This window comes from Nocardiopsis alborubida (assembly GCF_012396365.1).
Classification (GTDB): Bacteria; Actinomycetota; Actinomycetes; order Streptosporangiales; family Streptosporangiaceae; genus Nocardiopsis; species Nocardiopsis alborubida.
This window is the reverse complement of record NZ_JAAXPG010000051.1, coordinates 1-20,977: the sequence shown is the minus strand read 5'-3', so window position 1 is coordinate 20,977 and position 20,977 is coordinate 1. Positions and strand designations below refer to the sequence as shown.

The window sequence follows — 20,977 nt, the reverse complement described above, 5'->3', positions numbered from 1 at the left end:
TTGCACAGGCATCATCACGCACAGTAGCGTCACGTCACTGTAACCTTCCGTGACTCCCCGGGCGGCGGGGCCGCCCGGATGGACAGGAGACGTCACCGTGACCAACCGTGTGACCTTCCACCTCAACGGCACCCGGGTCGAACTGGTCGACCCCTCACCCCACCTGCTGCTCGTGGACTACCTGCGCTCTGACCCGGTGGGCCTGACCGGCACCAAGAAGAGCTGCGGCCAGGGCGGCTGCGGCGCCTGCACCGTCGTCCTCTCCCACTGGGACAGTGCCCAGAACACGGCCCACCACCGCGCCGCCAACTCCTGCCTGCGCCCGGTGTGCTCCCTGGACGGCATGGCCGTGACCACCATCGAGGGCACCGGCTCCGCCCAGCGGCCCGCACCCGCCCACCTCTCCCACGGCACCCTGTACTCCTTCGCCGCGGCCCCCAGCGGCTTCGTCCCCTCCACCGAGACCGAAGCCGTCCAGACCCTGCGCCAGGCCCAGGAGAGCACCCCCGCACCCGCGGGACCCGCCACCTCCACCGCCCAGGACGGCCCACAGCCCGAACCCACCCCCTGCCGGGGCATGAACCCCGTCGCCTACCGCCTGGCCGCCAACAACGGCACCCAGTGCGGCTTCTGCACCCCCGGATTCGTCATGAACATGACCGGGTTCCTCGTCAACCACCCCCGCGCCACCAAGGCCGACATCGAAGGCGCCCTGGACGGCAACCTGTGCCGCTGCACCGGCTACCGCCCCATCCTCACCGGCATGAAGACCTTCGCCTCGGACTGGACCCCCCAGGACGAAGAAAAACGCATGCACTGCGTACCCGAACCCGTGTGCTGCCCGCCCGCCCCCGAGGCCCGCCCCGCCCTGCCCTACCCCGAAGACGCCAAGACCGCCCCCGGCGACATCACCGTCAAGGCCCCGCACACCACCTGGCTGACCGCGCACACCCTGGAACAGCTGCGCACCCTGCTCACCCAGACCACCCCCGGCACCACCCGCCTGGTCTGCGCCAACACCTCCTACGGCGTCTACCCCCAGGAGATCCACGACGCCGCGCGCCTGATCGACATCCGCCACATCCCCCAACTGCACCAGCACGACCTCACCGACACCCGACTGCGGGTGGGCGCCGCCACCACCTACACCGACCTGATCACCCACCTGGACCGGGCACTGACGGCCCACCCCGGCGCCGCCTCCCTCCAGGCCCTGCGCCTGATGGCCCGCCGCACCGCCGGAACCCTGGTGCGCAACACCGCCACCCTGGGCGGCAACACCATGCTGGTCCTGCACCACCTCACCCAGGGCGAACCCTTCCCCTCCGACCTGTTCACCACGATGGTCGCCACCGACACCGCCCTCACCTACTGGCGCGCCAGTACCAACACCACGCACACCGACACCGCCCAGGGACTGCTCGACCACGTCAGCGCCGACCCCACCCTGCTCCAGGACCTGCTCCTGCTCTCCTACGACCTGCCCCTGACGGGCAGGCACGAGCACGTCACGGCGTACAAGACCGCCCTGCGCGAGGTCAACGCCCACACCCTGGTCAACGCCGCCACCCGACTGAGCACCCGCGCCTCCACCGGCGACGGCGTCCCGGTGGACGGGGCCCGCCTCGTCTTCGCCGGCATCGCCGCCGCGCCCTGGCGCGCCAGGCGCACCGAACAGGAGCTGGCGCGCGCCCCCCTCACCCACGCACGCATCCCCGCCCTGCTGGCCACCCTGCGCCAGGAGACCGCCGAGGCCCTGGCCGCCACCGCCCCCGCCCGCGCCCACCACCCCGACGAGGGCGTCACCGACGCCTACCGCACCGACCTGGTGTGCGCCTTCGCCCGCAAGAGCCTGCTGTCCCTGCTGCTCTCGCGCTCACCCGACCTGGTCCCGGCCACCGAACACTCGGGCGCCACCGCACCCTGGGGCACCCAGCCCTGGGGCGCCTGGCCGGTCAGCGGCGGCCAGCAGACCTACACCCCCGACCACGACCGCGAACCCGTCTCCGAACCCCACGTCAAACACCTGTCCATGTACCAGGCCTCCGGCCAGGTCCGCTACACCCAGGACGTCGCGGTACCCGAGACCACCGCCCACGCCGCCCTGGTCACCAGCCGCCGGGCCCTGGCCCGCTTCGCCTTCACCGTCCCCGGCACCAGGGACAGCGGCCACCAGGCGCTGCGCCGCCACCTGGCCGAACACCACCCCGCCTTCCTGGGCCTGGTCACCTGCGCCGACGTCCCCCCGGCCGGATCCAACCGCAGCGGCATGGCCGCCGACCAGCCCCTGTTCGCCGACCAACGGGTGATGTACGCGGGCCAGACCCTGGCCCTGGTCGCGGCCACCGACGACGAACAGGCCCAGCGCATCGCCGCCTACGTCACCGACCACTGCGTCACCTACACCCCCGTCGACTGGCCCGCCCCCTGGGACACCCCCGTGCTGAGCCTCAAGGACGCCCTGGCCCGCGGCAGCGTCTTCCCCGACTGCCCCAAGGACGCCTCCTTCGTCTCCCACATCTGGAAGGTCACCCGCCCGGGCAGCGACCTGTCCTGGACCCGCCCCAGCACCCCCTACACCACCACCGAACCCACCACACGCACCACCAGCATCGACAACAACACCTGCACGGTCGTGGACAGCCCCCAGACCACCGGAGGCCAGGCCCACTTCTACATGGAGACCCAGGCCTGCCTGGTCGAACCCGCCGACGGTGACCGCTGGTCGATACGCGTGTCCACCCAGAGCCCCATGGAGATGCACCAGACCGCCGCCCACGCCCTGGGCGTGGAACACCACCGCGTGGAGGTGCGCGTGGACGAGGTCGGCGGCGGCTACGGCGGCAAGACCGAACCCACCCGGTTCGTCACCGGCCCCGCCGTCATCGCCGCCCACACCCTCAACCGGCCCGTGCGCCTGGTGGTACCCCGCGACCAGGACACCGCCCTGATCGGCAAACGCCACCCCTACCACGGCCAGGCCCAGATCGCCGTGGACACCGGCGCCGCCACCCCCGCCGCCAAGGGCCTGATCCGGGGCATGAGCACCCTGATGTGGGGCGACGGCGGAGCCTACTACGACTGCTCCTTCATCGTCTCCAACTGCATCCAACTGCGCGCCGACAACGCCTACCGGGTGCCCCACTTCGAGAACACCATCGACGTGTGCCGCACCAACACCGCCCCCAACACCGCCTTCCGCGGCTTCGGCGACCTCCAGAGCAAGATCATCACCGAGAACGCCATCGACGACGCCGCCTTCACCCTGGGCATGAGCCCCGAACAGGTACGCGAACGCAACCTCTACCGGCGCGGCGACGTCACCCCCTTCGGCCAGGCCCTGAGCTACTGCTACATCCGCCAGGTCTGGGACTACCTCAAGGAGACCGCCGGCTACGAGGCCAAGGCCGCCGACGTGGCCAGGTACAACCGGGACAACACCTGGCGCAAACGCGGCCTGGCCATGATCCCGGTCAAGTACGGGTCCGGCTACAACGCCGTCATGCTCGAACAGGCCGCCGCGCACGCCGCCGTCCACACCGCCGACGGCAGCGTCGTCATCCACCAGGGCGGCGTGGAGATGGGCCAGGGCCTGATCACCAAGATCGAACAGATCGCCGCCCACGTCCTCAACATCCCCATGAGCCTGCTGCGCGTGGAGGGACCACGCACCAGCGTCATCCCCAACCCCACCAGCACCGGCGCCTCCACCGGCACCTCCTACAACGGCGAGGCCGTCAAACAGGTCTGCGAGCAACTGCGCCGACGCCTGGCCGACTTCGGCACCCGCATGCTGCGCGAACACGGCGACGCCTGGTGCGCGGGGAAGGGCATCGACTACTGGAACCACGGCGCCCAGGGGTGGGCCGCCCAGACCGAGGTCGGAGGCCGCCGCAAACTCGTGTGGCAAAACCTCGTCGACCTGGCCTTCAACCACCGCGTCAGCCTCGTGGCCTCCCTCAACGCGCCCATCACCGGCGGCGAGACCCCCGTCCCGGCCCTGACCTACAAAAAGCCCGGCCAGACGCCGCCGCCGGGCATCGAGGTCGACCCCACCGCCGTCCCCGGCGGGGGAGTGACCTCCTTCACCGGGTTCACCTACTCCGCGGCCTGCTCGGTGGTGGAGACCGACATCCTCACCGGCGAGGTCAAGATCCTCAGCTCCGACCTGGTCTACGACATGGGCCGCAGCATCAACCCCGCCCTGGACGTGGGCCAGATCGAGGGCGCCTTCGTCCAGGGCGTGGGATACCTGCTCACCGAACACCTGGCCTACCAGGGCACCGGAGCCGAACGCGGACGGCTCAACAGCACCAACACCTGGCGCTACAAGCCCCCGGCGGCCTCCACCATCCCCCTGACGATGAACACGCGCCTGTTCCCCCGCGACCTGGCCGGCGACGTCCCCGACAACCCGAACGACCTGCTCTCGGCCAAGGAGGTGGGCGAGCCCCCGCTCATCCTGGCCGCCACCGTCTTCTTCGCCGTCAAGGCCGCCGTGCGCGCCTCACGCCTGGAACGCGGCCTGAGCGGCCTCTTTCGCATGGACGCCCCCGCCACCGTGCAGGAGGTCCGACGCGCCTGCGCCCTGACCTGACCACACTGTCCGGGGCCCTCCCAGGGGCCCCGGACGACCCCCTCAGGCCCGGTGGCGCGGGGTGTGGGGGACCGACTCGGTCGCGCCGCGCGTGCGCCGGGGATCCTGCCCGTCCTCGTACAAGCCCTCGAAGTACTCCTCCTCGGTGGGCCCCTCCTCCTCACGGCGCCAGCGCTGACCCACGAACACCGGGGCCACCAGCACCACCACCAAGGGCACGAACACCCCCAGCGGCAGCAGCACCAGGGCACCCTCGGTCCCGGGCAGCTGCGGCAACCGCTCCAGCAGGTACATCCGCCACACCGCCAGGCCGCTCAGGGACCCGACCACCAGCGCCGCGCCCAGGGGCAGCATCGGCGTCAGCCGCGGCGGAACCGCCAGCATCGCCACCAACAACCCCACACCCACCAACCCGGCCACCGCCAGGGGGCCCGAACCCTGGAGGGCGCCCAGACCGACCGCGTGCAGGCCGCGCAGATGGGCGAACGCCCACCCCGCCACCAGAACCAGCAGCGGACCCAGGACCAGACCGAACAGGAAGCCGACGAAGTGTCGCACGGGGGTGCTCCTCTCAGAGGTTGCGCAGCACCCTAGCGACAAAAACCAGAAACGGCATCACATCACATCAAGACGGGCACCCGTCCCGGCTGCGGACCCCGCACCGGCCGGCCCCCGCGCCCACGAGAACGGGGCCCACCCCCACCGGGAGTCAAGCCCCATGCCCCACACCGCGCTAGTCGGCTCCCGGACGACGGCGCAGCGCGTCCGCGTCGGGCCGCTCCGGCACCGCCAGCACCCGGTCACTGGGCGGCGTACGCCCCCACCTGCGCCGGAACTCATAGGCCACCAGCGCCACCACCACCGACCCCACCGAGGCCAACAGCGCCTGACGCTGGTCGGGGATGACCACCATCGCCACGAAGATCATCACCAGACCCCCCAGCACCGCCCACGTCAGGTACGGAAACGCCCACATCCGCAGGGTCAACCGCTCCGGCTCGCGCCGACGCACCCGCCCGCCCACCACCAGCTGCGAGGCGCAGATGGTCAGGAACAGCACCAACAGGATCGCACCGATGGAGGCCACCAGGAACGGGAAGACCCGGTCGGGCCACAGGTAGTCGGCCACCGCCGCGCCGTACCCCACCACGGTGCCCAGCAGGATCGCCCGCACCGGCACACCCCGCCGGTTGGTCCCGCGCAGCACCCGCGGGGCGTCCCCCTGCCGGGTCAGCGTGAACAGCATCCGCGAGGAGGTGTACATCGCCGCGTTCAACACGCTCAGCACCGCGATGAAGACCACGATCTCCATGATCAGCGCCGCCCCGGGCACACCCACGTGCTCCATCACCGCCACGAACGGACTGCGCCCCGGATCCACGCTGTTCCACGGCAGCACCATCACCACGACCACGATCGAGGCCACGTAGAACAGACCGATCCGCCAGAGCACGTTGGTCACCGCCGAGGCCACACCGCGCTCGGGCTCGGCGCTCTCACCCGCGGCCACCGTGATGATCTCCACCCCGCCGAAGGCGAACAGCACCACCACCGTGGCCGCCAGCACCGCGACCCACCCGTTGGGCGCCACCCCGCCGTGCTCCCACAGGTTGGCCACACTGGAGCCGCCCGCGCCGCTCCACAGACCCAGCGCCCACAGGCCGCCGATCAACAGGAACGCCACGATCGTGGCCACCTTGACCAGCGAGAAGAACGACTCGGTCTCGGCGAACACCCGCACCGAGACCAGGTTGGCCACCGTCATCGACAACAGCACCAGCAGCGCCAGCGCCCACCCGGGCACGCCCGGCACCCACTGGCCCAGGATCGCCGCACCGGCCACCGACTCGGCCGCCACCAGCACCGCGTACATCCACCAGTACACCCACCCGATGGTGAAACCGGCGCGGGGACCGAAGGCCAGACGGGCGTAGTCGGAGAAGGAGCCCCCGGCCGGGACCGCCACCACCATCTCGCCCAGGGCGCGCAGGGTGAAGAACACCAGCGCCCCCGCCAGGACGTAGGAGAACACCGCCGCCGGGCCCGCCATCTGGATGACCGACCCCGAGCCGATGAAGAGTCCGGCACCCACCGAACCGCCGATCGCGATCAGCGCCATGTGGCGGCGCCTGAGCGAGTGGGCCAGTCCGGCACCTGGGGTCTGCGTTTGGTTGGCCGCGCTCTCGGGCGGCGTCGCACTGCTTGTCACCTGGCCAACCTTAGGAGCCTCTCCTTCCTTGGACAGGCCCTGACCCCATCAAAGACAGCGGATGACCCCATCATGTGAAATATGTAACATCCCAGAACAGTCAACCTTCGCACACATGAGCGAGGCCACCCGCCCGAGAGACCCACACCACCCAACCCCGTGGCCCCCTCACCCCGCCCCGGACCGCCCCGCCAGCGAACCCGCGGGGGAGGGGCGCCACCAACCGCAGAAGGCCGCCCCGCGCCGACCTCACCCCGCCGGGGGAGGCGCCACCACCCCCGCCTGTGCCACGATCACCCACGTGCGCCACCTCACCCTGCTCCTGCGCCCGCTCACCAGCGCCCACACCTACCGACGCTGGGCCTACCTCATCATCGGCGGCGCACTCCTGATGCCCTACGCCATGGCCGCCCTCGTCCTGGCCACCCTCGTCAACCCCACCCCCGCACCCGCCGCCCTCACCCTCACCCTCGCCGCGGCCCTGGCCGCCGTCGCCGCCACCGCCTACCTGCCCGGCACCCGCAACGCCCAGACCCACCTGGCCCGCGCCCTGCTCCGCGGCCCCCTCACCCACACCCCCCGCCCCAACCCCACCTGGCGCAACAACGCCCGCACCAGCCTGTGGCTGTGCCTGCACATGGTCACGGGCATGGCCGTGTGCCTGCTCACCATGACCGCCCTGACCGAGGCCGCCCTCCTGGCCGTCGCACCCCTGACCCGCGACCCCGCCACCATCGCCCAGGGCCCCCTGACCTTCATGGGCCAGACCACCCTGACCCCCACCCAACGCGCCCTGGGCCCCCTCATCGGCCTCGCCCTGCTCGCCGCCCTGATCTACACCACCGCCCTGACCGGCCACCTGCTCACCCTGGCCGCACCCCGCCTCCTGGGCCCCTCACCCGCCGAACGCCTGGCCGCCGCCCAGGCCCACGCCCACACCCTCGCCGAACGCAACCGCCTGGCCCGCGAACTCCACGACTCCCTGGGCCACGCCCTGTCCGTGGTCACCCTCCAGGCCGCCACCGCCGCACGCCTGCTGGACACCGACCCCGACTTCGCCCGCCAGGCCCTGACCCACATCGCCGACCAGGCCCGCACCGCCACCGCCGACCTCGACCACGCCCTGGGCATCCTGCGCGAGAACACCACCACCCCGCGCACCACACCCCCCGACCTGACCCACCTGCCCCACCTGGCCCACGCCACCCAACACACCGGCACCGACCTGACCCTGCACCTGAACGGCGACCCCGCCCGCGTACCCGCCCTGCTCTCCCGCGAGACCTACCGCATCAGCCAAGAAGCCCTCACCAACGCCCTGCGCCACGCCCCCGGCCAACCCCTCACCCTCACCCTGGACATCACCCCCACCACCCTCACCCTGACCCTCACCAACCCCCTGCCGCCCACCCGCGCCCACCGCACCCCACGACGACGCGGCCACCACGGCATCACCGGCATGCGAGAACGCGCCCACCTGCTCGGCGGCACCCTCACCGCCCGCCCCCACCACGACACCTGGCACCTCACCTGCCACCTGACATGGAAAGAACAACCGTGATCCGCATCAACCTCGTCGACGACGAAGCCCTCATCCGCGCCGGACTGGCCGCCCTCATCAACGCCGAGGACGACATGCGGGTCACCGGCCAGGCCGACGACGGCGCCGACGTCCCCGACCTCGTCCGCCGCACCCGCCCCGACCTGGTCCTGATGGACGTGCGCATGCCCCACCTGGACGGCATCCAGGCCACCCGCACCCTGCACACCACCCTGACCGACCCGCCCCGCGTCATCGTCGTCACCACCTTCGACAACGACGACTACGTCTGGGGCGCCCTACGCGCCGGCGCCCACGGATTCCTCCTCAAACGCACCCCGCCCGAGGACATCCTCGCCGCCATCCGCATCGCCCACCGCGGCGACACCCTGCTCTTCCCCACCGCCCTGCGCCACCTGGCCGCCACCCAGCCCACCGCACCCACACCCGCCGCCCGCGCCGTGGCCACCCTCACCGAACGCGAGTCCCAGACCCTCACCCTCATGGCCCAGGGGCTCACCAACGCCGAGATCGCCGACCGCCTCTTCCTGGGCACCGAAACCGTCAAGACCCACGTCTCCCACACCCTCACCAAACTCGGTGTCCGCGACCGCACCCAGGCCGTCATCGCCGCCTACGACTCCGGCCTCATCCGCCCCAACACCGGCCACTGAGCACCCCGCACACGACGACACACCCACCCCCGGGTGAACACACGGCAACAACGCTGCTACTTTCGGCAACCACACCGTGTCCGCGCCACACCCGGGGAAAGCACATGCCCACCACCATCGACCTCGACCACATCCGCCACCTCTACCGCACCCACCGCGACGACCTGGCCCGCGTCCGCGACCAGATGCGCCACCACCACACCACCAACCCCCACCTGCGCCCCTGCACCGACGACATCGAAGCCGAGATCACCTACCTGCTCCTACGCGAGAACACCCCCGCCCACACCGTCCAGATCGGTACCGACCACGGCTGGTCCACCACCTGGATCCTGTCCGCCCTGCGCGACAACGGCACCGGCCACCTGCACTCCTTCGACACCCGCGACCACGCACCCCGCCACGTCCCCGCCGACCTGGCCCACACCCGCTGGACCTTCACCCACGGCGACGTCCGCACCAGCACCGCCCACCTGCCCCCGCGCACCGACCACCTGCACATCAACGCCACCCACCAGGGCTGGTTCGCCCGCTGGTACCTGCACCACCTGCTGCCCACCCTGCCCCCGCACACCACCGTCACCGTCCACGACGTCTTCCGCCGCCACTCCACCCCGCCCTTCACCGAAGGCGCCCACGTCATGGCCTGGCTCACCACCCACACCACCGGCTTCTTCACCGCCTCCGCCGCCCGCGCACCCCACACCCACCGCGCCCTACGCGAACTCAAGGAAGAACTCGGCCTGACCACACCCCTGCACACCGGCCACCACAACCCCGCCATCTACTTCCGCCTGCCCGCACCCACCCCCTGACACGCCGAAAGGGGGTGGAGGCACACGACCCCCACCCCCCGCGACCAACCGCGGCCTCAGCCCTCCCCGGCCTCCACCGCACGCCGCACACGCTCACGCCCCGACACCACATCAGCCGCATCCGCCACAATCCGCGAAAAATTCACCGGCTGATCCAAACTCACCATGTGCCCCGCCCGCGGAACGTTCACCAACCGACCATCCGCACACGCGTCGAAGAAACGCTTCTCATGGATCCGGAAGTGGTCCCGCGCCCCGTTGATCAACCACACCGGGCCCTCATACGCGGCCAACGCCGCCAACACGTCCATCTCCGAGACCGCGTCGATCACCGCCGTGGCCGCCTCCACCGCCAGACCACCCCCCAACACCGCGTCCGCCGCACCATCACGCAACGTCAACCGGTGAAACCGCTCGTTGACCGCGGCACCCTTGTCCGGCAACCGATCCATCAACACCGCCGGAATCCGGTACACCTGCGCCAACAACTGCGCGGGCTTGGCCGTACAACCCGCCGCCACCAACCCCGCCACCCGCCCCGGAGCGGCAGCCGCCGTCGCGATCGAGACGAACCCGCCCAGGCTCAACCCCACCACCAGCGCACGACCACCCACACTGTCGACCGCGGCCAACACCGCGTCCACCGCACGCCCCAGCGAGAACTCCTCACCCCGCCGCGACCCGTGCCCCGGAAGATCGGGGACCACCACCGTGCGCCCCTCGCTCTCCAACAACTCCACCTGCGGACGCCACATACTCCCCGACACCCGCAACCCATGCACCAGAACGATCGGCACACCCATGACCGCCTCCTCCTACCGCACCCGGTAGCGCACCGTCACCGGAGCATGATCGGACCAACGCCCAGCATGCTCGGAAGCACGCTCCACCCGCGCCTGCACAGCACGCCCCGCCAACCCCGGAGTGGCCACCTGAAGATCGATCCGCCACCCCGTGTCGTTGTCGAAGGCACGACCACGGTAGGACCACCACGTGTAGGGCCCCTCCTGATCCGGGTGCAACGACCGCACCACGTCCACGAACCCCGCCTCACCCAGGACCCGCGACAACCACTCCCGCTCCTCGGGCAGGAACCCCGCGTTCTTGCGGTTGGCCCGCCAGTTCTTCAGGTCCACCTCGGCATGGGCGATGTTCCAGTCCCCGCACACCACCAGCTCACGACCGCGCTCCTCCACCTGCGCACGCCGCTTGACCAGATACGGCAGGAACGCCTCCATGAAACGCTCCTTCTCCTCCTGGCGCTCGGTGCCCACCTCACCCGAGGGCAGGTACAGGCTCGCCACCGTCACCTCACCCAGGTCCACCTCCACATACCGGCCCGAATCCTCGAACTCGGCATGGCCGAACCCCACCCGCACCTCATCAGGCTCACGCCGCGAGTACACCGCGACCCCCGCACGCCCCCGCGCCGCCGCCGGGGCCAACACCACGTGCCACCCCTCAGGCGCCACCACCCCCGCCGGCAACTGCTCGGCCTCGGCCCGCGTCTCCTGAAGACACACCACGTCGGCGTCCGTGTCCGCCAACCACCCCACGAACCCCGGATCCTTCTTCGCCGCGGCCCGCAGCCCGTTCACGTTGACGCTCGAAACAGTCAAGTAAGTCGTATCCACAGGCAAAGCCTAGTCACACCCCGGCTCAGCCGCCCCCGCCCTCGGCCACCAGACGCCGCAACACCCCGTACGTACGGTTCGACGACGCCGCCTCCCGCTGCGCCCGCGCCGTCACCTCGATATAGGCCTGCGACGACGCCACCGACGCATGCCCCAAAAGGTGCATGATCTCCGACACCGACGCCCCGTCCTCCGCCAACCGCGTCGCGAAGGTGTGCCGCAACGCGTGCACCAACGTCCCCCGCGCCACCCGGTCGTGCACACCCGCGTGCTTGTAACACTGCTGCACCAGATACTGCAACCCACCCCGGCGCAACCCCTCACCCCGGTTGTCCACCAACAACGGATCCGACCCCCGCACCACCCCGAACCGCTCACGCCGCGAGACCAGATAGGCCTCCAACAGCGCCTCCAACGGCACCTCGATCGGCAGGACCCGCTCACCCCCGCCCTTGCCCACCACCCGGATACGGCGCTCACCCGAACGCCCACCCACCGACTCCACCCGAAGCGACAACATCTCCGCCGACCGCATCCCCGTCAGCAACGCCAACGCCAACACCGCCAGATCCCGCTCCGGCCACGGATCACGCGCCTTACGCGCACCCCGCGCCAACGCCTCCAACAACCGCTCCGGCGTGTCCTCGCCCATCAACGGCTTGGGCCCGGAGGGACGCACCCGCGGCCGCGGCACCGCCGACATCGGATTGCCCGCCACCACCCCCTCCGCCACCCAGAACGCGAAGAACCCGTTCCACGTCGACCACGCCCGCAACACACTCGAAGCCGCACGCTCCCCGGCGAACTCCGCGAACGCCGCCCGCAACACCCCCGCCTCCAGGTCCTGCCACCCCACCAACTCGGGCTCCACACCCACCACCCGCGCCACACACCCCAGCACCCCGCGCAGATCACGCCGGTAGGCGGCCACCGTGTGAGGGGAGGGCTTGGCCGCCCGACGCGCCACCAGGTACTGCTCCACAGCCTCGGCCACAGGCCCCGTCTGAGCACTCATACCCCCAGCATCCCCGATTCCGCGGGCGCTTCCACCGCCCGCCACCGCCGGGTTTCGAACGCGGTCGAACACGGCCGGACGCGTTCGACACCCGACGACGGGGGAGAGGGGCCACAGCGCCCAGCCGGACCCAGAGGACGTGCTGCGGCGGGGGAGAGGGCACCCGCCCACCACACAGTGGTCACTCTCCGTGCCCATGTCGAACCCTGGGGTGAGCACCGTTCGAACGGCGAGGCCGAGCGGGGGAGAGGATGCCGCGCCGTGGCGGCGGGCGCCGACGGGGGAGGGGAGCAGAGGCCGGGGCCGCGCGGTCGCGCACGGGGGAGTCCGGCGGGGGCCGGTGAGGGCGGGGGTCGCGCTGGAGCGGGGGCGAAGGGGTGGACGGCGAGCGGGCCAGCGGGTCAGCGGAAGCCGGTGGTCGACCAACCGGCCACCATGGAACTACGCATAGAAGTACAAAACCCTACAAAATCATGCATAACACGGTTTATGCATGAAACATGGAGGAATCGGGCGAGGGGTGCGGGTCCAGGGGGCACCGGGCCGCCTGGACCCGCCCGCGCGCACGTACGTACCGCCACCAGGGGAAGGACGCCCAGGCCAGGGGCGGACCAACGAGACACCGGGGTATCTGCGCGAAGACACTCGGCGCCGGAAGGCCGGTCCGGACAGAGTGATCCAGCCTGCACGGCCGGAGAAACCGGAGTGGTCCTCGGACACCAGGGCATACGGCGGGCCACGCCACCGGCGCCGAGCAGACACCCGATGAACCCGCGACGACCAGCCGACGCCCGTGCGACGGCTGCGACGACGTTCTCGGCGCCGCAGCCGGACCGGCGCGCACGACCGCAGCGCCCACCGCCGCCCAGGGGCTCGACCACCCGACCGCGCCGACGCCAGAGCCGACCGACGCGCCGCCGTCCACGCCCCACAGCACCCGAGCACGCACATGTGACCCACAGAGCCGAGAACCCCTTCCCCGCAGGCCGTCCCATATCGCCGATAATGCACATTATGTAAAGTAAGGCGGATCCGCTCCCGCCCCGCACGCCCCCGAGCCCGCGTTCCCCGCGACCCGCACCACCGGGCCCCGGGGAACGCACAGCGAGCCCTACCCGGGCAGCCGCAACCATCCCGTACGCACCTGCCACGCGCCCCCCGACTCCAGCCGCTCCACCACCGCACGCTCCAACCGCGTACGCCGCCCGGCCGCCGCCACATCCACCACCGGCATCCCGAACACGAACCGGAACACGTCCGACTCCCCCGGCTGCCCGCGCCCCACCAACGTGAACCGCCGCTGGAACCCCACGATGTTGGAGCCCTCCCCCAACACCTCCTCCCACTGCGGGTCCAGCAACCACGACGTACACGTGGCCACCACCGGGTCGAACCCCAGGTGCGAGCGCGCGAACCCCCGCGCCCGACCCAACGCGTCATCCACCGACGCCGGATCCAGACCCCCCGACGGAATGTGCAACCGCAGCGCCAGGTCCCCGCGGCCCATCCCCGGACCCAACCGCGCCGCCTCCTGCTCGGCGTACCACTCCACACCGCCCTGGTCGGTCAGCAGCCCCGGCTCCAGCTGCAACCCGCCCACCCAGTACAGGCGCCCCCGGAACTGCGCCGCCACCCACGACGCCGTCTCCACACCCAACCGGCCGAACATCCGCCGCGACCGCGCCACCTGCACACCCACGTCGGCCAGCGTCGCCGCCGTCACCGCGGGGTCCACACCCAACTCCGCGTGCGCCTCGAACTGCGCCGGAACCCGCGCCGCGAACGCCCACAACGACGCCGCACGCACCCGCGCGTCCTCGGCCCCCACCAACGACGGCCAGTCCTGCCACTCCCCCAGCGCCAGGTCCGCGTCCGCGCACAGACGCCGGTACATGCACTCCACCAGGTGCCACAGCTCCGGCGGCCACCGCCCCGGCTCCGAGCCCGAACCCGGCCAGAGCGCCTCCACCTCGGCCCGGTCCGCCGCCTCCAGCGCGAACAGGTCCAGCACCCGCTCCGCCTCAGCACCCACCGGAACCTCCAGAGCCCTCACCGGCTCCGGCAACCGCTCCGCCTCCTCCAGCCACAGGCGCACATCCGCACCCAGACCGAAACGTTCCACCACCGCGACGCTATCCATCCCCACATCATGTCCCAGCGCCCACGCGGCGCGCGAGTGAGGCCAGCCTCACAGGTGGGCATAGTGTTGACGTAACCCGCGAAAGCCCCACACCAACCGAAAAAGAGGACCGTCACCGATGCCCGTGCCCGACCCGGAGCACCACGTCCGCGACTGGCTCGCCACATACGACACACCCACCACATCGGTGGCCCACCTCCTCTGCGACCGCCACGACCCCCACGCCATCGCCACCACCGAGATCGGCCCCACCCTGGAGGCCACCACCCTCACCTTCGGTGAACTCGCCCAGCGCTCCCGCGACCTGGCCACCGGACTCGCCGACCTGGGCATCACCGCCGGAGACCGCGTCGCCACCCTCATCCCCAAGGGCACCGACCTGACCGTCACCGCCCTGGCCGTGTGGCGCCTGGGAGCCGTCCTGGTACCCCTGCTCTCCGCCTTCGCCCCCTCGGCCATCAACGAGCGCCTCACCGACTCCGGTGCCCGCCTGGTCGTGTGCGACGCCGAGTACCGCGCCAAGCTCGGCCCCGGCGCCGACCACCCCTGGTACATCGCCACCACCGCCGCCGAGCCCGCCCACGAGGGCGACCACACCCTCGCCGGCCTGGCCGCCCGCGCCGCCACCGCGCAGCCCGCCCCCGACGCCGCCGTGGGAGGCGCCGGGCCGCTGGCCGTCGTCTACGTCTCCGGCGTCATCGGCCCGCCGCGGGGCGTGCGCGTGCCCGTGCGCGCCCTGGCGGCCATGCACGCCTACCACCACTACGGCCTGGGCGTGCGCGACGACGACGTCTACTGGAACACCGCCGACCCCGGTTCCGCCTACGGCCTCTACCACGGGCTCATCTCGCCGCTGCTGGCCGGGCACAACTCCCTGGCCCTGCGCGCCGGGTTCTTCGACCCCGAGCTGACCCTGGACGTGCTGGGCGTGCACGGCGTCACCAACCTGGCGGCCGACCCCACCACCTACCGCACGCTGCGCGCGGCCACCAAGACCCTGCCACCCGAGGTCATGGTGCAGAGCCTGGCCAGTGCGGGCGAGCCCCTGGCCCCCGACGTCATCGACTGGGTCGCCGACGTCTTCGGCGTCCCGGTGCGCGACCACTACGGGCAGACCGAACTGGGCTGGTGCGTGGGCGTCGCCAACGGCGACACCGGTCAGGAGCCCGCCGCTCTGCCGCCGGGGGCGATCGGTCCCGCCCTGCCCGGCTGGCGGGTGCAGATCCTGGAGGCGATCTCCGACGACCCCGCTCCCCTGGGCGCCTACGGGCGTGTGGCGGTGGACCTGGCGCACAGTCCGCTGGCCTGGTTCGACGGCTACATCGGCCACGAGGGCGCCTCGCAGGTCAGGTTCACCCCCGACCACGCCTACTACCTGACCGGGGACACCGGCATCCAGGACCGTCAGGGGTCGTTGTTCTTCTCCACCCGTGACGACGGAGCCATCTTGACCTACAGGTACCGGATCGGTCCGACGGAGGTGGAGACGGTGCTCAACGCCCATCCCGCGGTGGAGGAGTGCGGGGTGTACTCGATCCCCGACGAGCTCGCGGGGCAGGTGATCGGTGCGCGGGTGGTCCTGCACGCCGCTCATGAGGCCACGCCGGAGCTGGCCGAGGAGCTCAAGGGGTGGGTGGGTGAGCGGTTCGCCGCGCACGCCGCGCCGCGGGTGGTGGACTTCGTGGAGGAGCTGCCGCGCACGGCCTCGGGCAAGATGCGTCGGGCGCGTCTGCGCTGACCCCTCCCCTACCCTGCCCGGTGCTCCGGGGCGGGCGGGTGCGTCGGTGGGTCCGGGTGCGCGGGCCGGGTGTCGCGCGTCGGCGCCGCCTGCTGCTCCCCCGTGGTGGTGTCAGGGGACGAGTTCGTCCACGCGGGCGGCCAGGGACATGTCCTTGTCGGTGACGGCTCCCTCGGAGTGGGTGCTCAGCGCCAGGTGCAGGGTGTCGTAGCGGATGTCGATGTCGGGGTGGTGGTCGACCTGCTCGGCGGCCTGGGCGATCTCGTTGACCAGGGCGATGGCGGCCGGGAAGTCGGGCAGGCGCACGGTGCGGCGGATGGCGGGTACGGCGGGGTCCAGTTCCCAGTCGGTGAGGCGGGTCAGGCCGTCGCGGATCTGCTCCTCGGTGAGCTTCATGGTGGGTCCTCTCCCCCTGTGGCGGTGGTCGGTGCGTCCGGTGCCCGTGCGGGTGGTCGCAGGGGGCTACGTACCCGTGTGCGGGGCGGGGGTCACATTCCGTGCGCGTGTCCCCCGAGGTGGCCCCTTGTGGTGGTCGGTGCGGCGGAGCCGCTCCTTTGGTTTTTCTGGTTTTTGGGAGAACGGAAGGCCCGACCGTACGATGTAGATTTTAATCAACTTAGTAGCTTGGTAGTTCGCGTTACCAAGCTGAGGCCACCCTCCCCACCTGCGCCGATCCTGCCCGTATGGGTCCCGGTGTCCCTCTCAGGCTTGCGCAATCCCCCGTTGAGCGGTTCACTCTGGGAAACTCCGGCCCCTCCCCCACCCGGTGGACGTCCCCCGCAGGCAACGCCCGCCGCTCTCCCCCCGGAAGCGAGCCCATGCCCCACAACAAGCGCCGTTCGCTTCGCGCCCGCATGATCACGCTGGTCCTGTTCCCCAGCACCGTGCTGCTGGCCCTGTGGGCCGCCTTCACCGCCCTGCTCATCGGCGACATCGGCGAGCTGCGCGCCACCGCCACCTTCACCGAACAGGTCGGCGTCCCCGTCGAGGAGACCGTCAGCGCGCTCCAGCGCGAACGCCGCGCCACCATGGACGCGGCCTGGGGCACCGAGCGCACCGCCCTGTACCTGACCTACTCGCGCCAGCGGACCGACGAGGCCGTGGACGCCCTCAGCCAGAGCCTGGACGCCTTCGACGTGCAGGACCTGCCCGAACAGGCCCTGGCCTTCCGCGCCGCCGTCAACCGCGTCGACACCCTGCGCGCCCGGGTGGACGCCTCCTCCCCCACCGAGATCGACCTGGAGGAGACCTCCACCGTCTACGACGAGATCATCGAACAGGGCCTGCGCGTGTGGGACGGCCACGTCGAGCGCGCCGACCCCGCCCAGGCCCCGCACCTGCGCTCGCTGACCTCGCTGATGCGCACCCGCGAACTCCTCAACCAGCAGGACACCGTCCTGGCCCACTCGGTGGCCACCAACGCCTTCCCCGTCCAGGCCCACGCGCAGTTCGCCGCCGCGGCCGGCGCCCAGCACTACACCTGGGACCGAGTCGTGGTCGAGATGAGCGAGGAGGACAGCCAGGAGTACATCGAGCTGGAGTCCTACACCGAGTTGCAGCGCATCTACCAGCTCCAGGAGAGCATCATCTCCATGCCGGTGCGCGGCGGGGCCACCGTCCCGGTCAACGCCACCGCCTGGCAGGGCGCGGCCGAGGCCGTGGACGCGCGCATGCGCGACGTCGAACAGGGCCAGATCGACCGGGTCATCGCCTTCAGCCGCTCCCAGTCGGCCGAACTGCGCACCAGCGTCCTGCTGATGAGCGTGCCCGCCCTGGTGGCCGCCCTGGTCTCCTCCGCGGTCGCGGTGGGCGCCACCCAGCGCCTGGGCAGGCGCCTCCAGCACCTGCGCACGGTCACCCTGGAGCACGCCCGGGTGCGTCTGCCCGAGGTCACCGCCCGGCTGCGCGCGGGCGGCAGCGTGGACGTGGACGCCGAGGTGCCGCGGCTGCGGGTGGAGAGCACCGACGAGATCGGGCAGGTGGCCGAGGCCTTCAACGACGCCCAGCGCGCGGCCGTGGCGGCGGCGGTGGAGGAGGCGCAGGTGCGCGCGGGCGTGCGCAACATGTTCCGCAACATCGCCCGGCGCACCCAGGCGCTGGTGCACCGGCAGCTGGGGCTGTTGGACGCGCTGGAGCGCGCCGAGACCGATCCCAAGGTGTTGGAGTCGCTCTTTCGCATCGACCACTTCAGCACGCAGATGCGGCGCAACGCCGAGAACCTGATGCTGCTCAGCGGGGACGCCCCGGTGCGGCGGGGGCTGGCGCCGGTGCGTGTGCACGAGGCGGTGCGGGCCGCGGCCAGCGAGATCGAGGACTACGTGCGGGTGCGGGTGCTGGCGGTGCCGGGGGTGGCGCTGCGCGGCGAGGTGGGCGCGGACACCGTGCGCCTGCTGGCGGAGCTGTTGGAGAACGCGACGTCGTTCTCTCCCCCGGGCACGGAGGTGACGGTGCGCGGCCGGGCCGGGGAGGCGGGCGGGTGCGTGCTGGAGGTGAGCGACCGGGGGCTGGGGATGACGCGGGAGCAGTTGGAGGCGGCCAACGCGCTGCTGCGCGACCCGCCGCGCTTCGACCTGGCCCGGATGCGCGAGGACTCCCAGCTGGGGCTGTTCGTGGTGGCCACCATCGCCGCGCGCCACGGCCTGGAGGTGACGCTGAGCGCCGGGCAGGGGTGTGGGACGTGCGCGGTCGTGGCCGTTCCCGGGGACGCTCTGGCGGACGGGGACGGGGACGGGGGCGCCTCGCAGCTGCCCGCGCCCGCGACGGCCGCCACGGCGGTCACCGCGCAGCCGCAGCGGCTGGTCCTGGCGGGCGGGGCCTTGGCTGCGCGGGAGCCCCTGGCCGAGGCCGAGGCCGAGGACACGGGCGGGGACACGGGCGGGGACACGGGCGAGACCTACAAGGGTCTGCCCCGGCGGCGGCGCAAGAGCCTCCAGCCCTCCCCCGCGCCCGCCCCGACCGCGCCCGGTGTGCCCGGTGCGTCCGGGGACCGGGAGGCGGCGGCTGAGCGGCCGCTGACCGAGATCCGGTCGATGATGAGTGCTTTCCAGTCCGGGAGCCTGCGCGGGCGCGCGCAGCCCCTGGACGGGGATGGAGACGGCGTGCGCGACGCGCGCCCCGGTGAGAGCTCGGAAGGGTGATGTCGATGACGGCGGACGCTGCGGCGGGAGGCCGGACGGCCGACGCGGTGGAGGAGCAGTCCCCGGCCAGGACGCTGGACTGGCTGCTGGGCGACCTGGTGCGGCGGGTGGCGGGGGCACGGCACGCGCTGTTGCTGTCGGCGGACGGGTTGCTGCTGTCGCGCTCGGCCGACCTGGAGCGCGAGCAGGGCGAGCGGCTGGCCGCGATCGCGTCCGGTTTCGCCAGCCTGGCCCGTGGCGCGCGCGGGCAACTGGGCGCGGCGGAGGTGCGTCAGACGGTGGTGGAGATGGACAACGTGTTCTTCTTCGTGCTGGCGGCGGGCCAGGGAGCGTCGCTGGCGCTGGTGGCCGAGTCCACGTGCGACATGGGCCAGGCGGCGTTCGAGGTGAACCGCCTGGTGCGCCAGGTGGGTCCGCACCTGTCGGCGCTGCCGCGGCGCGGGAGCGCGAGGAGGTGAGGGCGTGGACGCTGGGCCGCCCGGTCGGGAGCCGGGACGGGAGTGGTCGTTCGAGTCGAGTCTGATCCGGCCGTACTCGTTGACGGGTGGGCGCACGCGTCCCTCGCGTACGGACTTTTCGATGACCTCGCAGGTGGTCGCGGTCGTCCCGGCTCCCGCCGGGGAGGTGGACCCGGAGCTGGAGCTGATCCTGTCGCTGTGCGCGGGGCCGGTGTCGGTGGCCGAGGTGGCCTCGCGGTCGGGGTTTCCGCTGGGGGTGACGCGGATCTTGCTGGCGGACCTGTTGGACCAGGGCCGTGTGGTGGTGCGCACCTCCGACTGGGAGCGGCACCGGCCCGACGCCGGGACGCTGCGCTCGGTGTTGGAGCGCATCCGTCAGCTGTGAGGGGCAAGGTGGTGTCGAGGTGGAGTGGATGAGTCGTTGGTCGTGATGGACGCCGAGGGTGCGGGACCGGTTCCCGACACCCTCAAGATCGTGGTCGCGGGAGGCTTCGGGGCGGGTAAGACCACCCTGGTCTCGGCGGTGAGCGAGGTGGAGTCGCTGCACACCGAGGAGGTCATGACCTCCGAGAGTGTGGGCGTGGACGATCTGGACGGGGTGGAGGCCAAGGCGACCACGACGGTGGCCTTGGACTTCGGCCGGATCACGCTGGACGGGTCGACGGTGGTGTACCTGTTCGGTACGCCGGGCCAGCGGCGGTTCTCGTTCATGTGGGAGGAGCTGACCGAGGGCGCCTTGGGGGCGGTGGTGCTGGCCGACACCCGGCGGTTGGCGGACTCCTTCGACGCGATCGACTTCTTCGAGTCGCGCGGGGTGCCGTTCGTGGTGGCGGTGAACTGCTTCGACGGGCAGCGCACGCACCGGGCGGACGACGTGCGGGTGGCGCTGGACCTGGAGGAGCGGGTGCCGCTGCTGTTGTGCGACGCCCGGGACCGGGAGTCGGTCAAGGAGGTGTTGGTGGAGCTGGTGGCTCTGGTGTTGCGCCTGGAGCTGTCGGGGGCCTGAGAGGGGGGCGGGGC

At 71.8% G+C, this 20,977-nt stretch carries 16 protein-coding genes; 9 read left to right on the top strand and 7 right to left on the bottom strand.

Annotated features, from left to right (window positions below):
* The first annotated feature begins 97 nt into the window (after nucleotides 1-97).
* Nucleotides 98-4,597, top strand: coding sequence for a molybdopterin cofactor-binding domain-containing protein (locus tag HGB44_RS30830; protein ID WP_061080464.1), 4,500 nt, complete (start codon nucleotides 98-100; stop codon nucleotides 4,595-4,597).
* Nucleotides 4,598-4,639: 42 nt separating this feature from the next.
* Here HGB44_RS30830 and HGB44_RS30825 read toward each other — a convergent pair whose 3' ends face one another.
* Nucleotides 4,640-5,155, bottom strand: a complete 516-nt coding sequence (locus tag HGB44_RS30825) for a hypothetical protein (RefSeq protein WP_061080465.1) — start codon at nucleotides 5,153-5,155, stop codon at nucleotides 4,640-4,642.
* Nucleotides 5,156-5,330: 175 nt separating this feature from the next.
* Nucleotides 5,331-6,716, bottom strand: a complete 1,386-nt coding sequence (locus tag HGB44_RS30820; RefSeq protein ID WP_061080466.1) for an amino acid permease — start codon at nucleotides 6,714-6,716, stop codon at nucleotides 5,331-5,333.
* Between the two features lie 391 nt (nucleotides 6,717-7,107).
* On the opposite strand from HGB44_RS30820, the gene HGB44_RS30815 reads away from it, so the two are divergent.
* From HGB44_RS30815 to HGB44_RS30805, 3 genes are all read left to right on the top strand, one after another.
* Nucleotides 7,108-8,367, top strand: coding sequence for a sensor histidine kinase (locus HGB44_RS30815; RefSeq protein WP_061080467.1), 1,260 nt, complete (start codon nucleotides 7,108-7,110; stop codon nucleotides 8,365-8,367).
* Nucleotides 8,364-9,020: a response regulator gene (locus HGB44_RS30810; protein ID WP_061080468.1), complete on the top strand. Its 657-nt coding sequence runs from the start codon at nucleotides 8,364-8,366 to the stop codon at nucleotides 9,018-9,020. The genes HGB44_RS30815 and HGB44_RS30810 overlap by 4 nt, the downstream gene beginning before the upstream one ends.
* A gap of 104 nt (nucleotides 9,021-9,124) precedes the next feature.
* The gene (locus tag HGB44_RS30805) at nucleotides 9,125-9,835 is read left to right on the top strand and encodes a class I SAM-dependent methyltransferase (RefSeq protein WP_061080469.1); all 711 of its coding nucleotides are present in this window, start codon (nucleotides 9,125-9,127) and stop codon (nucleotides 9,833-9,835) included.
* A 56-nt stretch (nucleotides 9,836-9,891) separates the two neighbouring features.
* Here HGB44_RS30805 and HGB44_RS30800 read toward each other — a convergent pair whose 3' ends face one another.
* The 4 genes from HGB44_RS30800 to HGB44_RS30785 form a co-directional block, all read right to left on the bottom strand.
* Nucleotides 9,892-10,638 carry an alpha/beta fold hydrolase gene (locus tag HGB44_RS30800; RefSeq protein ID WP_061080470.1) on the bottom strand — a complete coding sequence of 249 codons (747 nt, stop codon included), beginning with the start codon at nucleotides 10,636-10,638 and terminating at the stop codon, nucleotides 9,892-9,894.
* A 12-nt stretch (nucleotides 10,639-10,650) separates the two neighbouring features.
* Nucleotides 10,651-11,469 carry an exodeoxyribonuclease III gene (locus tag HGB44_RS30795; RefSeq protein ID WP_061080471.1) on the bottom strand — a complete coding sequence of 273 codons (819 nt, stop codon included), beginning with the start codon at nucleotides 11,467-11,469 and terminating at the stop codon, nucleotides 10,651-10,653.
* 25 nt (nucleotides 11,470-11,494) lie between these two features.
* The gene (locus HGB44_RS30790) at nucleotides 11,495-12,484 is read right to left on the bottom strand and encodes a tyrosine-type recombinase/integrase (protein ID WP_061080472.1); all 990 of its coding nucleotides are present in this window, start codon (nucleotides 12,482-12,484) and stop codon (nucleotides 11,495-11,497) included.
* A 1,111-nt stretch (nucleotides 12,485-13,595) separates the two neighbouring features.
* Complete coding sequence (locus tag HGB44_RS30785) at nucleotides 13,596-14,624, bottom strand: acyltransferase domain-containing protein (RefSeq protein ID WP_061080473.1); 1,029 nt, start codon at nucleotides 14,622-14,624, stop codon at nucleotides 13,596-13,598.
* 118 nt (nucleotides 14,625-14,742) lie between these two features.
* On the opposite strand from HGB44_RS30785, the gene HGB44_RS30780 reads away from it, so the two are divergent.
* The gene (locus HGB44_RS30780; RefSeq protein ID WP_061080474.1) at nucleotides 14,743-16,362 is read left to right on the top strand and encodes an AMP-binding protein; all 1,620 of its coding nucleotides are present in this window, start codon (nucleotides 14,743-14,745) and stop codon (nucleotides 16,360-16,362) included.
* 111 nt (nucleotides 16,363-16,473) lie between these two features.
* Here HGB44_RS30780 and HGB44_RS30775 read toward each other — a convergent pair whose 3' ends face one another.
* On the bottom strand, nucleotides 16,474-16,758 hold the full coding sequence (locus HGB44_RS30775) for a 4a-hydroxytetrahydrobiopterin dehydratase (protein ID WP_061080475.1): 285 nt from the start codon (nucleotides 16,756-16,758) through the stop codon (nucleotides 16,474-16,476).
* A 422-nt stretch (nucleotides 16,759-17,180) separates the two neighbouring features.
* Between HGB44_RS30775 and HGB44_RS30770 the strand changes: the two genes are divergently transcribed.
* From HGB44_RS30770 to HGB44_RS30755, 4 genes are read left to right on the top strand one after another with little or no spacing between them, the layout of a single operon-like run.
* On the top strand, nucleotides 17,181-19,499 hold the full coding sequence (locus HGB44_RS30770; protein ID WP_061080476.1) for a sensor histidine kinase: 2,319 nt from the start codon (nucleotides 17,181-17,183) through the stop codon (nucleotides 19,497-19,499).
* Nucleotides 19,499-19,957, top strand: a complete 459-nt coding sequence (locus tag HGB44_RS30765) for a roadblock/LC7 domain-containing protein (protein ID WP_061080477.1) — start codon at nucleotides 19,499-19,501, stop codon at nucleotides 19,955-19,957. Before HGB44_RS30770 ends, HGB44_RS30765 begins: the two co-directional genes overlap by 1 nt.
* 4 nt (nucleotides 19,958-19,961) lie before the next feature.
* Nucleotides 19,962-20,342: a DUF742 domain-containing protein gene (locus HGB44_RS30760; protein ID WP_231972415.1), complete on the top strand. Its 381-nt coding sequence runs from the start codon at nucleotides 19,962-19,964 to the stop codon at nucleotides 20,340-20,342.
* A 45-nt stretch (nucleotides 20,343-20,387) separates the two neighbouring features.
* Entirely contained in the window at nucleotides 20,388-20,963 is a 576-nt protein-coding gene (locus HGB44_RS30755; RefSeq protein ID WP_036552209.1) for a GTP-binding protein, read from the top strand.
* Nucleotides 20,964-20,977: the final 14 nt, after the last annotated feature.

Coding starts and splice junctions, on each gene's coding strand:
- HGB44_RS30820 (WP_061080466.1), bottom strand. CDS start 6,716: ATGGCGCTGATCGCGATCGGCGGTTCGGTGGGTGCCGGACTCTTCATC.
- HGB44_RS30805 (WP_061080469.1), top strand. CDS start 9,125: ATGCCCACCACCATCGACCTCGACCACATCCGCCACCTCTACCGCACC.
- HGB44_RS30800 (WP_061080470.1), bottom strand. CDS start 10,638: ATGGGTGTGCCGATCGTTCTGGTGCATGGGTTGCGGGTGTCGGGGAGT.
- HGB44_RS30790 (WP_061080472.1), bottom strand. CDS start 12,484: ATGAGTGCTCAGACGGGGCCTGTGGCCGAGGCTGTGGAGCAGTACCTG.
- HGB44_RS30785 (WP_061080473.1), bottom strand. CDS start 14,624: ATGGATAGCGTCGCGGTGGTGGAACGTTTCGGTCTGGGTGCGGATGTG.
- HGB44_RS30780 (WP_061080474.1), top strand. CDS start 14,743: ATGCCCGTGCCCGACCCGGAGCACCACGTCCGCGACTGGCTCGCCACA.
- HGB44_RS30775 (WP_061080475.1), bottom strand. CDS start 16,758: ATGAAGCTCACCGAGGAGCAGATCCGCGACGGCCTGACCCGCCTCACC.
- HGB44_RS30770 (WP_061080476.1), top strand. CDS start 17,181: ATGCCCCACAACAAGCGCCGTTCGCTTCGCGCCCGCATGATCACGCTG.
- HGB44_RS30765 (WP_061080477.1), top strand. CDS start 19,499: ATGTCGATGACGGCGGACGCTGCGGCGGGAGGCCGGACGGCCGACGCG.
- HGB44_RS30755 (WP_036552209.1), top strand. CDS start 20,388: ATGGACGCCGAGGGTGCGGGACCGGTTCCCGACACCCTCAAGATCGTG.